The sequence below is a fragment of the Streptomyces sp. NPDC102467 genome (assembly GCF_044765445.1).
GTDB lineage: Bacteria > Actinomycetota > Actinomycetes > Streptomycetales > Streptomycetaceae > Streptomyces.
Genome location: NZ_JBIWKA010000002.1, coordinates 249,215 through 266,013 on the forward strand (window position 1 = coordinate 249,215; position 16,799 = coordinate 266,013).

General features: G+C 71.1%; 13 protein-coding genes. 5 read left to right on the top strand and 8 right to left on the bottom strand.

Going from position 1 to position 16,799, the window contains the following annotated elements; all coding sequences use genetic code 11:
• The first annotated feature begins 132 nt into the window (after positions 1–132).
• Positions 133–1,434, top strand: coding sequence for a phenylacetate--CoA ligase PaaK (paaK, locus tag ACIREE_RS04205; protein WP_404145934.1), 1,302 nt, complete (start codon positions 133–135; stop codon positions 1,432–1,434).
• Here the strand turns inward: paaK and ACIREE_RS04210 are convergent.
• The 3 genes from ACIREE_RS04210 to ACIREE_RS04220 form a co-directional block, all read right to left on the bottom strand.
• Positions 1,431–2,972 (bottom strand): acyl-CoA synthetase, encoded by a 1,542-nt coding sequence (locus tag ACIREE_RS04210; RefSeq protein ID WP_404145937.1) that lies wholly within the window; start codon positions 2,970–2,972, stop codon positions 1,431–1,433. The two genes, paaK and ACIREE_RS04210, sit on opposite strands and share 4 nt — an antisense overlap.
• 61 nt (positions 2,973–3,033) lie before the next feature.
• A complete protein-coding gene (locus tag ACIREE_RS04215; RefSeq protein ID WP_404145940.1) occupies positions 3,034–4,590 on the bottom strand; it encodes an acyl-CoA synthetase in 1,557 nt (518 codons plus the stop codon).
• Positions 4,591–4,870: 280 nt separating this feature from the next.
• On the bottom strand, positions 4,871–5,971 hold the full coding sequence (locus tag ACIREE_RS04220) for an NAD(P)H-dependent flavin oxidoreductase (RefSeq protein WP_404145942.1): 1,101 nt from the start codon (positions 5,969–5,971) through the stop codon (positions 4,871–4,873).
• 169 nt (positions 5,972–6,140) lie between these two features.
• Here ACIREE_RS04220 and ACIREE_RS04225 point away from each other — a divergent pair, with 169 nt between their 5' ends.
• Positions 6,141–7,928 carry a serine hydrolase gene (locus ACIREE_RS04225; RefSeq protein WP_404145945.1) on the top strand — a complete coding sequence of 596 codons (1,788 nt, stop codon included), beginning with the start codon at positions 6,141–6,143 and terminating at the stop codon, positions 7,926–7,928.
• A 19-nt stretch (positions 7,929–7,947) separates the two neighbouring features.
• Here the strand turns inward: ACIREE_RS04225 and ACIREE_RS04230 are convergent, their stop codons facing one another.
• From ACIREE_RS04230 to ACIREE_RS04250, 5 genes are all read right to left on the bottom strand, one after another.
• Entirely contained in the window at positions 7,948–9,489 is a 1,542-nt protein-coding gene (locus tag ACIREE_RS04230; RefSeq protein ID WP_404145948.1) for a phytoene desaturase family protein, read from the bottom strand.
• A 77-nt stretch (positions 9,490–9,566) separates the two neighbouring features.
• On the bottom strand, positions 9,567–11,849 hold the full coding sequence (locus ACIREE_RS04235; RefSeq protein WP_404145951.1) for a tetratricopeptide repeat protein: 2,283 nt from the start codon (positions 11,847–11,849) through the stop codon (positions 9,567–9,569).
• On the bottom strand, positions 11,813–12,706 hold the full coding sequence (locus ACIREE_RS04240; RefSeq protein ID WP_404146804.1) for an oxygenase MpaB family protein: 894 nt from the start codon (positions 12,704–12,706) through the stop codon (positions 11,813–11,815). The genes ACIREE_RS04235 and ACIREE_RS04240 overlap by 37 nt, the downstream gene beginning before the upstream one ends.
• 122 nt (positions 12,707–12,828) lie before the next feature.
• The gene (locus ACIREE_RS04245; protein WP_404145953.1) at positions 12,829–14,007 is read right to left on the bottom strand and encodes an acyl-CoA dehydrogenase family protein; all 1,179 of its coding nucleotides are present in this window, start codon (positions 14,005–14,007) and stop codon (positions 12,829–12,831) included.
• A 119-nt stretch (positions 14,008–14,126) separates the two neighbouring features.
• Positions 14,127–14,555, bottom strand: a complete 429-nt coding sequence (locus ACIREE_RS04250) for a ferredoxin (protein WP_404146807.1) — start codon at positions 14,553–14,555, stop codon at positions 14,127–14,129.
• 432 nt (positions 14,556–14,987) lie between these two features.
• Here ACIREE_RS04250 and ACIREE_RS04255 point away from each other — a divergent pair, with 432 nt between their 5' ends.
• The 3 genes from ACIREE_RS04255 (at position 14,988) to ACIREE_RS04265 (ending at position 16,736) form a co-directional block, all read left to right on the top strand.
• On the top strand, positions 14,988–15,926 hold the full coding sequence (locus ACIREE_RS04255; protein WP_404145956.1) for a cation diffusion facilitator family transporter: 939 nt from the start codon (positions 14,988–14,990) through the stop codon (positions 15,924–15,926).
• A gap of 90 nt (positions 15,927–16,016) precedes the next feature.
• A complete protein-coding gene (locus tag ACIREE_RS04260; RefSeq protein WP_404145959.1) occupies positions 16,017–16,421 on the top strand; it encodes a VOC family protein in 405 nt (134 codons plus the stop codon).
• 156 nt (positions 16,422–16,577) lie between these two features.
• The gene (locus tag ACIREE_RS04265; RefSeq protein ID WP_404145962.1) at positions 16,578–16,736 is read left to right on the top strand and encodes a hypothetical protein; all 159 of its coding nucleotides are present in this window, start codon (positions 16,578–16,580) and stop codon (positions 16,734–16,736) included.
• Positions 16,737–16,799: the final 63 nt, after the last annotated feature.

Here is a 16,799-nt window from a genome sequence, read left to right on the forward strand (position 1 = left end):
GCGGCAACGTCCTTTCCCGCGACGCGGATCAACGCGTGACGTCGCATGTCTTGACGTGGGCGGCTCCGCCTTGAATTACTGACGACCAGCAGGTCAACCGAATGATCGGTCGGCAGTTCGGGAGTGCGGTCGATGACGTCGACGACGACGCAGTGGTGGGACGAGGGCGAGCGCCTGGGCGCGGCGGAGCTGCGGGCGCTCCAGCTGGAGCGGCTGCGCGGGACGCTGAGCCGGGTGTACGAGCGGGTGCCGTTCTACCGCGAGGCCTTCGACAAGGCGGGGGTGCATCCGCAGGACTGCACGTCCCTCGACGATCTGGCGCGGTTCCCGTTCACGACCAAGGCGGACCTGCGGGACAACTACCCCTTCGGGATGTTCGCCGTGGACCAGGCCGAGGTGCGGCGGCTGCACGCCTCCAGCGGGACGACGGGCCTGCCCACGGTCGTCGGGTACACCGAGGACGATCTGTCGATGTGGGCCGACATGGTGGCGCGCGCGATCCGCGCGGCGGGCGGCAGACCCGGGCACAAGGTCCATGTGGCGTACGGATACGGCCTGTTCACGGGCGGACTCGGCGCGCACTACGGCGCGGAGCGGCTCGGCTGCACCGTCATCCCGGCGTCCGGCGGCATGACGGCCCGCCAGGTCCGGCTGATCCTCGACCTGCGGCCCGAGATCATCATGGTGACACCGTCGTACATGCTGACGCTCCTCGACGAGTTCGAGCGGCAGGGTGTCGACCCGCGCTCCACGTCCCTGAAGGTCGGCATCTTCGGTGCGGAGCCGTGGACGGAGGAGATGCGGCGGGAGATCGAGGAGCGGTGCGGGATCGACGCCGTGGACATCTACGGACTCTCCGAGGTCGTCGGTCCGGGCGTCGCCCAGGAGTGCGTGGAGACGAAGGACGGCCTGCACATCTGGGAGGACCACTTCTACCCGGAGGTCGTCGACCCGGTCACGGGCGAGGTACTGCCGGAGGGCGAGCCGGGCGAGCTGGTCTTCACCTCGCTGACGAAGCAGGCGATGCCGGTGATCCGATACCGGACACGAGATCTGACGCGGCTGCTGCCGGGGACGGCGCGGCCGGCGTTCCGCCGGATGGAGAAGATCACCGGCCGCAGCGACGACATGGTGATCCTGCGCGGGGTGAACCTGTTCCCCACGCAGGTCGAGGAGATCGTGCTGCGCACGCCCGGCGTGGCCCCGCACTTCCAGCTCCGGCTGACCCGCGAGGGCCGGATGGACGCGCTGACGGTCCGCGCGGAGGCCAAGGCCGACGCGACACCGGACGAGCGGGCCGCTGCCGTGCGGGCCATCGTGACGGGGATGAAGGACGCCGTCGGGGTGACGGTGGCTGCCGAGATCGTCGACCCGGAGACGCTGGAGCGCTCGGTCGGCAAGATCAAGCGCATCGTGGATCTCCGCACCCCCTAGGGCTTGTCGGAGGAGGCGGCGCTTCGAAGACGGTCCCGCAGTTCTCGCTTGAGGATCTTGCCGCTGGCGTTGCGCGGGAGTTCGTCCACGAAGACGACGCGCTTGGGCGCCTTGAAGTGGGCGAGGCGTTCGCGCGCGTGGGCGAGGAGTTCGGCCTCCGTGACCTCGTGGGCACGGACGACGACGGCTGTCACCGCCTCGATCCACCGCTCGTCGGGAAGCCCGACGACCGCCGTCTCCGCGACGGCCGGATGCGTGTAGAGGGCGTCCTCGACCTGGCGTGAAGCGACCAGTACACCACCGGAGTTGATGACGTCCTTCACCCGGTCGACGACGGTGAAGTAGCCCTCGCTGTCGCGCACGGCGAGGTCGCCGGAGCTGAACCAGCCGTCACGGAAGGCCCGCGCGGTCTCCTCGGGCTTGTCCCAGTAGCCGTCGCAGAGCTGCGGGGAACGGTAGACGACCTCGCCCGGCGTGCCGTCGGGCACGTCCTTGCCGTCCTCGTCGACGACCTTCGCCTCGACGAACAGGACGGGCCGCCCGCACGAGTCCATCCGCCCCTCGTGCTCGTCGGGCCCGAGGACGGTGGCGAGCGGGCCGATCTCGCTCTGTCCGAAGCAGTTGTAGAAGGCGAGCCCCGGTAGCCGCTCGCGCAGCCGTTCAAGGACGGGCACCGGCATGATCGACGCGCCGTAGTACGCCTTGCGCAGTCCGCCGAGGTCGCGGGTCGCGAAGTCGGGGTGCTGGGAGAGGCCGATCCACACGGTCGGCGGCGCGAAGAGGCTGTCGGCCTCGCCCCTCTCGACCAGCTCGAGGATCCGCGCGGCCTCGGGCGCGTCCAGGATCGTGTTCGTGGCGCCGATCGCGAGGTACGGCAGCAGGAACACGTGCATCTGCGCCGAGTGGTACAGCGGCAGCGAGTGGACCGGCCGGTCCGTGGCCTTCAGGTCGAGGGCGTGGATGGCGCTGACGTACTCGTGGACGAGAGCCCGGTGCGACATCCGGGCACCCTTGGGCAGGGCCGTCGTGCCGGAGGTGTAGAGGAGCTGGGCGAGGTCGTCGGGGCCCGGCTGCGGCCCGTCGTAGGGGGCGGAGGCCGCCAGCCGCGCCAGCAAGGAGTCGTCCGCGTCGCGCAGCGTCAGAGTCCGGACGCCGTCGGGCAGTCGGTCCGCGAGGCCCGGGTCGGTGAGCACGAGCGCGCTGCCGGACTGGTGGACGATGTAGGCGAGGTCGTCACCGGTCAGGTTCTGGTTGACGGGGACGTGCACGAGGCCCGCGCGGGCGCAGGCCAGGAACCCGATGAGGTACGCGTCGGAGTTGTGCGCGTAGGCGCCGACCCGCTCGCCGGGAGCGAGCCCCAGGCCGCGCAGGAGGCCGGCCGCGCGCGAGACGGCGTCGTCCAGTTCCGCGTACGTCCATACGCGCGGCCCGTAGCGCAGGGCGATCCGCGCCGGGGTGCGGCGGGCGCTGCGGCGCAGCATCCCGTCGACGGTACTGCCGGTGCTGCCTGCCGCTTCGGCTGCCGGTGACGTCGTCATGGCGTGATCCTGTGCGCCCGCGGACGCCAGGTCAAGACACGTGCGTGCGGCCCGCCGCGGGTCACACCACCCGGGTACGTCCCTCCCAGTACGGGTCCCGCAGGCGCCGCTTGTACAGCTTGCCGTTGGGGTCGCGGGGCATCGTCTCGATGAAGTCGACGCTCTTGGGCCGCTTGTAGCCCGCGAGCCGGGCCTCGCAGTGGGCGAGGATCTCGGCGGCGAGGGCGTCACCGGCCTCGCGGCCCTCGGCGACCTCCACCACGGCCTTGACCTCCTCGCCCCAGTCGTCGTGCGGGATCCCGAACGCGGCCGCGTCGGCGACGGCCGGGTGCATGAGGAGCGCCGACTCGATCTCGGCGGGGTAGATGTTGACGCCACCGGAGATGATCATGTCGATCTTCCGGTCGCGGAGGAAGAGGTAACCGTCCTCGTCGAGGACCCCGAGGTCACCGACGGTGAAGAAGGCGCCGATGCGGTTCTTCTTCGTCTTGGTCTCGTCCTTGTGGTACGAGAATCCGCCGGTCTTCATCTGCATGTAGACAGTTCCGAGTTCACCAGGGAGCAAGCGGTTCCCGTCGTCGTCGAAGACGGCCAACTCACTGATGGGCCAGGCCTTTCCGACCGTGCCCGGCTTCTTCAGCCACTCCTCGGCGGTGGCGAACGAACCGCCGCCCTCGCTCGCCGCGTAGTACTCCTCGACGCACGTGCCCCACCAGTCGATCATGGCGCGCTTGACGTGGTCGGGGCAGGGCGCGGCGCCGTGGATGGCGTGCCGCATGGAGGTCACGTCGTAGCGGTCCTTCACGTCCTGCGGGAGCGCGAGGAGGCGGTGGAACTGGGTCGGCACCATGTGCGTGTGCGTGCACTTGTGGGTGTCGATGACCCGCAGCATCTCCTCGGGTGTCCACTTGTCCATGAGGATGACCGGGTGCCCGATGTTCAGTGCCGCGCCCGCGAACTGGAGCACCGCCGTGTGGTAGAGCGGCGAGCAGACGAGGTGCACATTGCCGTCGAAGGGCTTGATGCCGAAGATCCCGAGGAAACCGCCGAGGTAGGCCTCCTCGGGGAGCTTGTCCTGCAGCGGGCGGCGGATGCCGCGCGGGCGGCCCGTCGTCCCTGACGTGTAGTTCATGACCCAGCCCAGGGTCCGCTCGTCCGGCGCCGACTCCCGCTGCCCGTCGAGGAGTTCGGTGTAGGGCCGGAAGGTGTCGACATCGCCTACGGCGTAGCGGTGGGTCGCGGGCAGGTTCGCCTCGTCGGCGGCGGCCCGGGCCTGCTCGGCGAACCGCTCGTGCGCGATCAGTACCTTCGCCCCGGAGTCGGCGACGATCCAGGCGATCTCCGGGCCGACCAGGTGGTGGTTGACGGGCACGAGGTAGAACCCGGCCTGCGAGGCGGCCAGGTAAGCGGTGAAGAACTCGACGCCGTTGGGGAGGACGACGGCGAAGGCGTCGCCGCGCTTCATCCCGGCCTCGCGCAGGCCGTGCACCAGCTTGTTGACGGCCGCGTGCAGGCGTCCCGCGGTCCAGGTGTCGCCGTCCGGAGCGTGCAGCACGGTGCGGCCGGGGTTTTCGGTGGCCTGGGCCCAGAAACCGTTCGGGGGGTGCTGGTCGGGCATGGGGTGCGTCCTTTCTGACGGGTGGAGGTTTCGTCGCTGGGTGCGGCCCGGTGGGGCCCGGTCGCGCAGTTCCCCGCGCCCCTAGGAGGTTTTGCCACCGCGGGCCGGTGGGGGCTAAGCGCGCCATCTAGAGGCGCGCCCCTAGGGCCGCGCCTCTGGAATGGCGCACGCAGTGCGCATTTCAGGGGCGCGGGGAACTGCGCGAGAAGCCCCACCGGGCCGCGGCCGCGGAACCCGCTCACGCCCCACGGCGAATCGGCGGACCCGGCCCAAGAACCTGTCACCGACCGGCAATCCGATTGACCCGGTCGATCGCCTTCTCGAAACCCCGGGTCAGCTCATCGAAGACCGCCTGGACACTGCGCTCCTCGTTCATGCGGCCCACGATCTGCCCCACGGGAGTGCCGAGCAGCGGCTCCACCTCGTACTTCTGGATCCGGGAGACCGCCTCGGCGACGAGCAGGCCTTGCAGCGGCATGGGCAGGGTGCCGGGACCCGCCGGGTCGTCCCACGCGTCCGTCCACTCCGTGCGCAACTGACGGGCCGGCTTCCCGGTCAGGGCGCGGGAGCGCACCGTGTCGCCGGAGCCCGCGGCGAGCAGTTTGCGGGTGAGGGCGGGCGAGCTCATGTCGGCTTCCGTGGTCGTCAGCCACACCGAGCCGAGCCAGACGCCCTGCGCGCCGAGGGCGAACGCGGCGGCCGCCTGCTGTCCGCTGCCGATACCGCCGGCGGCCAGCACCGGGAGCGGGGCGACGGCCTCGACGGCCTCGGGGGTGAGCACCATCGACGCGATCTCGCCGGTGTGGCCGCCCGCCTCGTAGCCCTGGGCGACGACGATGTCGATGCCCGCGTCGGCGTGCTTGCGGGCGTGCCGGGCGCTGCCCGCGAGCGCGGCGACGAGGACGTCGTGCTCGTGGGCGCGGGCGATGACGTCCGCCGGGGGTGAGCCGAGCGCGTTGGCGAGGAGTTTGATCGGGTAGTCGAAGGCGACGTCGAGCTGGCCGCGGGCGACCTGTTCCATCCAGCCGGTGATGCGCCAGCCGGACGCCTCGCCCGCGGCGAGTTCGGGTACGCCGTGTTTGGCGAGGGTGTCCTGGACGAACCGCCGGTGGCCCTCCGGGATCATCGCTTCGACGTCCGCCTCGCTGACGCCCTCGACTTTCTTGGCGGGCATGACGACGTCCAGACCGTAAGGACGGCCGTCGGCGTGCTCGTGCAGCCAGTCCAGGTCGCGGGTGAGGTCCTCGGGTGCCGTGTAGCGGACCGCGCCGAGCACGCCGAGGCCTCCGGCCCTGCTGATGGCGGCGGCCACCGCGGGGAACGGCGTGAAGCCGAAGACAGCGTGCTCGATCCCCAGTTTCTTGCTCAGCTCCGTCTGCATGGGCGCAGGATGCCGCAGCGGGGCGGACGACGGAAGGGGTTTTCTGATGCAGCGTCAGATTCTTCACCGCTCGCTCACCCGGCCCGGGGTGGTTGACACGACGTAGTACTGACATGAAAGTTTCACCCGTCCAGTGAGATCCCGAAAGATACTTTCAGGAGGCCTGCTCATGAACTCAGGGGACCAGGACAGATCACGCGGCGGCCTCACCCGACGCCAACTGGGCGCCGCAGGACTCGCGTTGGGCGGCGCCGTCGCCCTCACCCCCTTCCCGGCAGGCCCCGCCGCGGCCGCCGAGCGGAAGAAGGAGCGGCGGCGGCCCACCCTGCGCCACGGATCCCCCGAGCGCGCGGGCCTGCTCGCCGGTCACCTGCGTCAACTGGTCGTGGACGCGGAGAAGTTCCTCGCCCCCTCCCCCAAGCACCCCTGGTACGCGGGGGCGGTCCTGCTCGCGGGGCGGGGCGGCACCGTGGCGCTGCACCAGCCGATCGGCAAGGCGGTGCGCTACTCGCACTACGACGACACGACCGACACCGGCGTCGAGTTCCCCGCGGACGAGCAGATCGACATGGCCGATGACACCGTCTTCGACCTGGCCTCCGTGTCGAAACTGTTCACGTCGATCCTCGCCGTGCAGGCGATCGAGCGGGGCGTGCTGGAACTGGAGGCGAAGGTCGCCGCGTACCTCCCGGACTTCGCGGGTGGCGGAAAACAGGACGTGACCATCCGTCAACTGCTCACGCATACCTCAGGGTTCCGCGCCTGGATCCCGCTCTACAAGGAAGCCACGCGCGAGGGGCAGCTCCGCCTGGTCTGGAACGAGGTCCCGCTCAACCCGCCCGGCACCGTCTACCTCTACTCGGACCTCAACCTCATCTCGCTCCAGCTGGTCCTGGAGAAGCTCACCGGCAAGAGCCTCGACGTACTGCTGCGCGAGCGGATCACGGAGCCGCTCGGAATGACGCGCACCCGCTACAACCCGCCCGCCTCATGGAAGCCGAAGATCGCGGCGACGGAGGACGAGCGGGCGCCGTGGTCGGGCCTGGACCGCGGCCTGGTCTGGGGCGAGGTGCACGACGAGAACGCGTTCGGGCTCGGCGGCGTCGCGGGCCACGCCGGTGTCTTCTCGACCGCGTGGGACCTGGCGATCCTCGGCCGGATGCTGCTGAACGGCGGGGTGTACGGCGACGCCCGCATCCTGTCGGAGAAGTCGGTGGAGCTGATGTTCACGGACTTCAACACGGCTTTCCCCGGCGACGAGCACGGTCTTGGCTTCGAGCTCTACCAGCACTGGTACATGGGCGCGATGGCGACGCCGCGCACGGCGGGCCACACGGGCTTCACCGGCACCTCGATCGTCCTCGACCCGACGACCGACTCCTTCCTCATCGTGCTCGGCAACTCCGTTCATCCCGTGCGCAATTGGCGGTCCGGATCCGCTCCCCGGGTCGCCACGGGCAACGACATGGCGCGCGCCGTCGCGGTGCGGCCCGCGCACGGCCGCACCGCCTGGTTCGCCGGCATGGCGAGTGCCACGACCGCCACCCTGACCCTGCCGGACCTGCGCCTCACCGCACCCGGAGCGCGCCTCACGTGCGCCCTGTGGTGGGACACGGAACCGGGCGCCGACTCCCTCGTCATGGAAGTGTCCACGGACGGCGGCTCCACCTGGAAGGCGCTCCCCTTCACCACGGACCACGCCGACGCCCACGCGACGGGCGCGGTGGACGGCTACGCGGACCGCACCTGGCACCGCCTCACCGCCGACCTCAGTGGGTTCAACACGGCTTCTACGCGCGTACGTTGGCGGTACACGACGGACCAGTTGTACGTGGGACGCGGGGCCTACGTGGACGGCGTACGGGTCACCGACGGCCGCCGGGTCGTCTTCGACGAGGCCCGCCCGGCCGACTCGTCGCGCATCGACGCGGTGGGCTGGACGGCCTCCCGGGACTGAACCGTCCCCGGTGGCGGGGTCAGCGGCCGAGCACCGCCATGGCGGCGTTGTGCCCGGGGATGCCGCTGACCCCGCCGCCGCGCACCGCGCCCGCGCCGCACAGCAGCACGTTCGGGTGGGCCGTCTCCACGCCCCAGCGGCCGGTACCGGCCTCGGCGTAGGGGAAGGACAGGGCGCGGTGGAAGATGTTGCCGCCGGGCAGCCGCAGGTCGCGCTCCAGGTCCAGCGGGGTCTTCGCCTCGATGCAGGGGCGGCCTTCGGCGTCCTCGGCGAGACAGTCGGCGAGGGGTTCCGCCAGGTGGGCGTCTAGCTGCGCGAGGGTGGCCTTCAACAGCTCGGCGCGCACCGTGTCGTTGTCCTCGGTGAACAGCCGCGCCGGGGTATGAAGCCCGAACAGGGTGAGGGTCTGGTAGCCGCGTGCGACGAGATCCGGGGCGAGGATCGTCGGGTCGGTCAGGGAGTGGCAGTAGATCTCGGAGGGCGGCGCACTCGGCAGAGCGCCGTCGGCCGCCTCGGCGTACGCGGTCGCCAACTGGCCGTATCCCTCGGCGACATGGAACGTCCCGGCGAACGCCTCCCGCGGGTCGACGGACGTGTCCTTCAGCCGCGGAAGCCGCTTGAGCAGCATGTTGACCTTCAGCTGGGCGCCCTCGGCGGGAGCGGGCGGGATGGTGCCGAGGAGCCGGGCGAGGTCCTGCGGGGAGGCGTTGACGAGGACGTGCCGGGCGGCGACAGTGCCCTCGCCGTCCTTGGTCCTGTACGTCACCTCCGCGCGCTGTCCGTCGGTTTCGATCCGGGTCACCTCGTGCCCGGTGACAAGGTCGGCGCCGGCCGCGCGGGCCGCCGCGGCGAGGGCGTCGGTGAGCGCGCCCATGCCGCCGACAGGCACGTCCCAGTCGCCCGTGCCGTTGCCGATCACGTGGTAGAGGAAGCAGCGGTTCTGGGCCAGCGACGGGTCGTGGGCGTCGGCGAACGTGCCGATCAGTGCGTCGGTGAGGACGACGCCGCGCACCAGGTCGTCCTCGAAGCGCTCCTCGATGCCGACACCGACGGGTTCCTCGAAGAGCAGCCGCCAGGCCGCGTCGTCCCCGACGCGCTCACGCAGCGCTTTACGGCTGGGCAGCGGTTCGGTGAGGGTGGGGAAGATCCGCTCGGCGGCGTGCCGGGTGGTCTCGTAGAACCGGTTCCACGCCTCGTACTCGCGCTCGCCGCCGGTCAGTCGGGCGAAGGCGGCGCGGGTGCGGTCGGGTCCGCCACCGACCAGCAGGCCCGTCGGGCGGCCGTCCCGGACGGTCGGCGTGTACGAGGACACGGTCCGCTGCCGCACGGCGAAGTCGAGTCCCAGCTCGGCCACGATCTTCTTGGGGAGCAGGCTGACCAGGTACGAGTATCGGGAGAGCCGGGCGTCGACGCCGGGGAAGGGCCGGGTGGAGACGGCGGCGCCGCCGGTGGTCCCGAGCCGTTCGAGCACGGTGACGGTGCGGCCGGCCCGGGCGAGGTAGGCGGCGGCGACGAGACCGTTGTGGCCTCCGCCGACGATGACGACGTCGTACTGGTCCATGAAAAGCCCCTCCGGCAAGCGACCGACAAGCCCCTCCGGCGATTGAGGAGCGGGGTCCGGGGCAGAGCCCCGCGACCTCAGCCGCGATTCTCGCCTCCCTGCCGTAACGCGGCAACACGCCGATACAAGCGCACCGCCTCCGTCCCAAGCCCCAGCTGCTCCAGACAGTGAGCCTCGTCATCAAGGCTGGCCAGAGTGTCCGGGTGGTCCTCTCCGAGCACCCGTGCCCTGGCGGCGGCCACCTTCCGGTACTCGACGAGCGCGTCCTGCCACCGCCCCAGCCAGCCGAGCCCGACAGCGACCTCGCGGTGGCTGATGAGGGTGTCGACGTGGTCGGCGCCCAGGATCCGTTCGCGGATCGCGCAGACGTCGCGGGCCTCGGCGAGGGCCTCCTCCCAGCGGGCCATGCGGCCGAGGTTCACGCCGAGGCCGTGCCGGGCGCGCAGGGTCTCGGGGTCGGTGGGGCCGCTGACGCGGGCGCGGTCGTCGATCAGGTCGCGGTAGAGCGTGAGCGCCTCCGCGCTGCGGCCGAGCCGGCCCAGGCTGACGCCCACCTCGTACCGTGCGGCGAGGGTGTCCGGATGGTCGGTGCCCAGCGCCTGCGCCCTGGCCTCGGCGACTTCACGGTAGGCGCGCAGCGCCTCGCTCCAGCGCCCCAACTGGCCGAGCGTGTAGCCGACTTCGCAGCGTGTGACGAGGGTGTCGGGGTGGTCGGGGCCGAGGACGCGGGCCCGTGCGTCCGCGACCTCGCTCGCCATACGGTACGAGTCGTCGAGGCGTCCCAGACGGCTCAGGTTGAAGGCGAGGTTGTGGCGGCAGCGCAGGGTGTCGGGGTGCTCGGGTCCCATGACGCGCTCCCGGGCCGCGAGGACCGCGGTGTACACCTGGTGAGCATCCAGGTGGCGGCCCAACTTGCCCAGCACGTACGCCACTTCCTGATGCGCCCCGAGCGTTTCGGGGTGGTCGGCGCCGAGAGTGCGCTCGCGCCCTTCGACGACGCGCCGGTACTCGCGCAGCGCGTCGGCGGCGCGCCCGGTGCGGCTCAGCGAGAAGGCGACCTCGTAGCGGCTGGCGAGGGTGTCGGGGTGGTCGGGGCCGAGCGCGTGCTCCCGCTCCGTGGCGACCGTGCGGTGCACCTCGCCGGCCTCGGTCCAGCGGCCGAGCCGGCCCAGGCTGAGGCCCGCGTCGTGCCGGGAGGCGATGGTGGTCAGCAACTCCGGTGCGGGTGTGGGCCGTTCAAGGAGTTCGTGCGGTGTCGACGGGGTGCCGGCGGCACCGGGCCGGGGAACCCATGCGCCGGAGAGGCCTGCCGCGGCGTCGGGCGGGGTGACGCGCAGCCCCGCTCCGCCGGTGGCCTTGTGCCCGGTGGTCATGCCGCGCGTCCACGACGGCAGTCGTGGCTCACGCGAGACCGGCTGCTCGGTGGGCACCCGCGTGTTCGTGCCCGGTTCGACCTGCCGGGCGCGCACGGTGGGCACGTACGCCCCGCGCGCGGCGCGTCCGGCGACGATGCGGCGCCCCACCTCCCGTGCGTCGTCCGGCCGTTGCCCGGGGTCCTTGGCGAGCAGGTCGAGGATGATCCGTTCCACGTACGCGGGCAGGTCGGGGCGGTGATTGCGCGGCGGCTCGGGTGGGGTGTCCCGGTGTCCGACGAGTACGGCCCACGCGTCGTCGAGGTCGAACGGCGGCGCTCCGGTGGCGATCTCGTACAGGACGCAGCCCAGCGAGTACAGGTCACTGCGCTGGTCGACTTGGGTGCCGCCGATCTGCTCGGGTGACATGTAGTGCGGGGTGCCCATGGCGATGCCGGTGCCGGTGAGTCGGGCGGTGAAGCCGATGTCGTGGCCGAGCCGGGCGATGCCGAAGTCGCAGATCTTGGCCGTGCCGTCGGCCAGGCGCACGATGTTGGCGGGCTTCAAGTCGCGGTGCACAATGCCCTGTTCGTGCGTGTAGGCCAGTGCCGAGGCGATCTGCTCGGCCATGTCGACGATGTCGTCGACGGCCAGCGGATGGTGCCGGTTGTCCTCCAGGAGCTGGCTGAGATTTCTGCCCTCCAGGAGCTCCATCACCAGATACAGGATGCCGTCGTACTCGCCGAAGTCGTGCACGACGGTGATGCCGCGGTGCTGGAGCGCCGCCGCGACCCGGGCCTCGCGGCGAAATCGTTCCCGCAGCACGCGGGTGAACGACTGGTCGCCCTGTGGCCCGAGCGGTTTGAGGCACTTCACGGCGACCTGCCGCCCGAGCGACTCGTCGCGGGCGCGCCACACCTCGCCCATGCCGCCCCGGCCGATCCGGTCGAGCAGCCGGTACCGTCCGTGGATCAGTCCGGCGCCCCGGGTCTCCCCCCACTCTGGCATGTCCCGCTGTCGCCCCCGTCAGCTCGCTGCGCCCTCCCCGGCCCGTCCAGTATGGCTACCCATCTGCCGACTTTGTACGGTGCCGGTCGAGTGTGGGGGCCGAGCCGTGCCATGGCACGCAGGATGTGTTTGGGGGGCAGTTGCCAGCGCACGCGGGCGGGAACGCAGCGCAACGCGGTGCCCGTGGCACGCAGGCGGCGGGTGACGACGGCAGGGGCGGGGGCGCGACGGCCGTACAGGTCATGGGCGTACGGCGGCAGGGAGGCGTACGCCAGATTGGCTACGCGCCGCCACAGCATCTCGCGCGCCGGGACCAGGAGGGGGTGGGTGGGCGGTCGTTGCAGGAACGCGTCGACGACGCGGGCGTCCGGGCCCGCTGCCAGCTCGGGCCGCACCTTCTCGAAATACGCCGCCAACTCGGCTTGACTGCCCGGCACTTCGGCAGGGTCCAGGCCGACGAGTCGGGCGCTGGTGCGGTGTTCGCTCATGTACCGGTCGGCCTGCGCGTCGGTGAGGCGGAAGCCCGAGCGCCGCGCGACGTGCAAGTAGGAGTCGATCTCGGCGCAGTGCACCCACAGCAGCAGCCCTGGTTCGTCGACGCCGTACCGCTCCCCCGTGTCCGGGTCGGTGGCCGTGAGGCGGCGGTGGATCCCGCGGACCCGGGCGCCCGCCTTCTCGGCCGCCTCACCGGTGCCGTACGTCGTCGTCCCGACGAAGCCCGCTGTGCGCATCAGGCGGCCCCAGGCGTCGCGCCGGAAGTCGGAGTTCTGCATCACTCCGCGCACCGCGCGCGGGTGCAGTGCCTGCAGATAGAGGGCACGTATGCCTGCCACCCACATCATGGGATCGGCGTGCATCTGCCAGGTCACCGAGTCGGGCCCGAACAGCCCCGGATCCGCCGTACGCACCTGTGTCACCCCACGCCTCCCGCCGTCGTCATGGCCGACACGGCCAGCCTACGCACGCGACGAGAGGGGCCCTATCGGCGCACACGCGGCATCCCGAGGCCGATCCACGAGATGATCTCGCGCTGGATCTCGTTGTTGCCGCCGCCGAAGGTGAAGATGACGGCCGAGCGGTAGCCGCGCTCCAGTTCTCCGTGGAGGACGGCACCGGCGCTGCCCTCCTTCAGGGCGCCCGCGGCGGCGACGACCTCCATCAGCCAGGCGTAGGCGTCACGGCGCGCCTCGGAGCCGTAGACCTTGACGGCGGAGGCGTCCTGCGGCGTGAGGGTGCCCTCCTGGACGGCGTTCACCATCTGCCAGTTGAGGAGCTTCATGGCGTCGAGCTTGGTGTGGGTCTGGGCCAGCCGCTTCCTGACCCAGCCGAGGTCGATGACGCGCCGGCCGTCGGTGAGCTTGGTCTCCATGGCCCAGCGCTGGACGTCGTGCAGGGCGCGGATCGCCATGGTGCCGTGCGCGGCGAGGGTGACGCGCTCGTGGTTGAGCTGGTTGGTGATCAGCCGCCAGCCCTTGTTCTCCTCGCCGACGCGGCGCGTGGCGGGGACCCGGATGTTCTCGTAGTAGCTGGCTGTGGTGTCGTGCGAGGCGAGGGTGTTGATGACGGTGCAGGTGTAGCCGGGGTCGGAGGTCGGCACGAGCAGCATCGTGATGCCCTTGTGGGGCGGGGCGGCCGGATCGGTTCGCACGGCGAGCCAGACCCAGTCGGCGGTGTCGCCGTTGGTCGTCCAGATCTTCTGCCCGTTCACGATGTAGTCGTCGCCGTCGCGGACGGCGCGGGTCTTCAGGGCCGCGAGGTCGGTACCGGCGTCGGGTTCGCTGTAGCCGATCGCGAAGTCGAGCTCGCCGGAGAGGATCTTCGGCAGGAAGAACTCCTTCTGTTCGTCCGTGCCGAAGCGCATGATCGTCGGGCCGACGGTGTTGAGCGCCATCAGCGGCAGCGGGACGCCCGCCTGGGCGGCCTCGTCGAAGAAGATGAACTGTTCCATCGGCGTCAGGCCGCGGCCGCCGTACTCCTTCGGCCAGCCGACCCCGAGCCAGCCGTCGGTGCCAAGGCGGCGCACGGTCTCGCGGTAGAAGCGTTTCTGGGCGGTCGGGTCCTCGTAGCGGGCGTACGCGTTGTCGGGTACGAGTTCGGCGAAGTAGGCGCGCAGCTCGGTGCGCAACTGCTGCTGCTCAGGCGTGTATTCGAGGTGCACGGCCCCTCCTGGCGGTCAACTGGGCGGCGTCGGCGCGGGCTTGACGGCGCACACAGTAGAACTCGTTCCAGAAATAGGGAATGCCGGGGACGGATCAGTCGCCGCTCGCGGACCTGGCGTCAGCCGAGGATCGTCAGGAAGTCGGTACAGGCCCGCGCGCCCGCGCGGGCCTGCTCGGCACAGTGCGCGGCGTCCGGCACGCGGTCGCAGGCGTGCGCGCACTCCAGGGCGACGGCGCGGCACCACTCGACCTGGAGCCGCAGCCCGTACTCGTCCTGATGGGCCTCCTCCGACAGCAGCCGGCAGGTCGCGTCGCAGACCTCGACGCACAGCAGCAGGGAGCGCCGCAGGCTGTGCCGCATCCGTTCGCGTTCGGAGTCGCAGGCCGGGGCGGGGCGTACGGGACCGCGCGCGGGGGCGGCGACAGGACCCGGTTCGAGGGCGCCGACACGCAGAGCGGCGGCGCGGGCAGTCTCGGTGCAGGCCTGTGCGCAGGCGAATCGGACCTCCAGGAAGCGGACGAGGTCGTCCTTCGGCGGATCGGTCATCTCTGCGGAGTCAGCAACCTCGGTGGTCTCGGCGCGGAAGGGCGGATGCTTCGCCAGGGGGGTCACCGGCCCGGCTCCTTTCGGGGAACGTCTGCTTCCGACGCGGGTAGCCGCTTCCCTGGCGGCCAAACCGGCGGGGCAGCGAGGAACTGGTCATTTCCCTGACGAAGGAGGGCGCACCGGGTCACTTTCGGCGCACTCCGCACCATCCGCACGCCCCTGCCCCACCTTCAGGGCGCGGAGTAGCAGCCTCCGGGATCAGCCGCCCGGCCAGGGTTCACATACTTGGGCGCGTGGTTTACAGCTTCGGGGCCCCGGTTACTGGTACGCCGAACGTCGGCGAGCGGGCCGCGGCCGCGCCGGTAGCGGCGGCCCTTCCCGCTCGCCGCAGCGGAACCCCGTAATCGCCCCCGATACAATGCGAGTTGACACGTGACCGAGCCCAAGAAGTCCGGCAACGCGGAGGACCGGAAGACCCGGCTGACGGTCCTGGTGGCACTCTCCGCGAATCTGGTCATCGCCGTGGCGAAGGCGATCGGCGGCCTGATCGCCGGATCGCCCGCCCTGCTGTCGGAGGCGGCACACTCGGTGGCCGACAGCCTCAACGAGGTGTTCCTCCTCGCGGCGCTGCACCGCAGCCGCCGCCCCGCGGACCGCCAGCATCCGTTCGGGTACGGCAAGGAGAGGTTCTTCTGGTCGCTGCTCGCCGCGGTCGGCATCTTCGTGATGGGCGGTTGCTTCTCCTTCTTCCAGGGCTTCGAGGCGCTGACGACACCCGCCTCCAAGGAGTCGCACACGGGTTACGTCGTGGGCCTCGTGGTCCTCGGAGTGGCGCTGCTGGCCGAGGGCGCCTCCCTGATCCGCGCCGTCCTCCAGGTCCGGGCACAGCCCGGCAAGGGCATCGGCTCCGACCCGGCGCTGCGCACGGTCCTCGCCGAGGACAGCACGGCGGTGCTCGGCGTGCTGCTCGCCGCGGGCGGCATGGTGCTGCACATGGTGACCGGCAACATCGTGTGGGAGGCCTCTGCGTCCCTGGCGATCGGCGCGCTCCTGGTGTACGTCGCGTTCCGCCTCGGCAAGAGCGCCCGCGCGCAGCTGATCGGCGAGGCCGTCGACCCGGAGCTGCGCCGCGGCATCCTCGAACTCCTGGACTCGCAGCCGGAGATCGACTACGTGGCGTCGCTGTACACGATGGTCCTCGGCATGGACTCGACGCTCGTCGCCGCCCGCGTCGATCTGACCCCCGGCATCGACAGCGAACGGCTGGAACTGGTCAGCGAGCGCATCAAGGAGTCCATCCAGGACGCCTGGCCCGAGGCGGACCAGATCTTCCTGGACGTGGTGGAGGTGCCGCAGCGGGTGCGCGACTGACCGCCGGCGGGCGCCTGATTCGGGGGTTCGAACGCGGGTACTAGCGGAGCCACAGCGACGTCGGCCGCACCGGTCGACAGGGGAGGTGCGATGAGCCACGTCGAAACGGCGGTGCTGGTGCTCGACTGCGCGGAGCCGGAGGAACTCGCCGAGTTCTACCAGGTTCTGCTCGAGGGGAAGATCCAGCCGCCGGACGGCGGCAACCGGATCGAGCTCGTCGGAGCGGGCGGCACCCACATGGCGTTCCGCCGTGACCTCAACGCCGCCCCGGCGAGTTGGCCCCGGCCCGACGACTCCCAACAGGCCCACCTGGACCTGCTGGTGGCGGCGGAGCACCTGGACGAGGTGGAGCGGCAGATCGTCGGACTCGGCGGCCGGCCGCTGGAGACCCGCGGCAGCGGCGGCCGCACCGAGTCGCGCCTGTACGCCGACCCGGCCGGCCATCCGTTCTCGCTGCGCAGCGCGGGCCACCTGGCGAAGCCGAAGTCGCACTGACCGAGCCCAACCAGGCTGCACCGAAAGCCACTTGACGCATTCGACACATCTGCGATCGCTCATGAAACGCGATGGGAGTAATAGAACGCATAAGACCGTCTGCATAGCTGTCTACAAGCCGAATCGGCCCGCATCTGTCCGAGGAGAGGTCCGTTCATGAACGTACGTCAGCACGCACCGCACCCCGCGGAGACCAACCACGAGGTCAGGGGCCGCGTCCGCACCTGCCGCCCGGCTCGTCGCGACGGGCGCGATGCCCCCGAACCCGAAGCCCAGCGCGATCCTGACTGGAATCTGGTGCGCGGGGAGGACTGAGAGCACCCTTCCGCCGCCCCCGTTCCGGCATATGCTGTCGGTGCCGACGAGGGGAGGTGTACG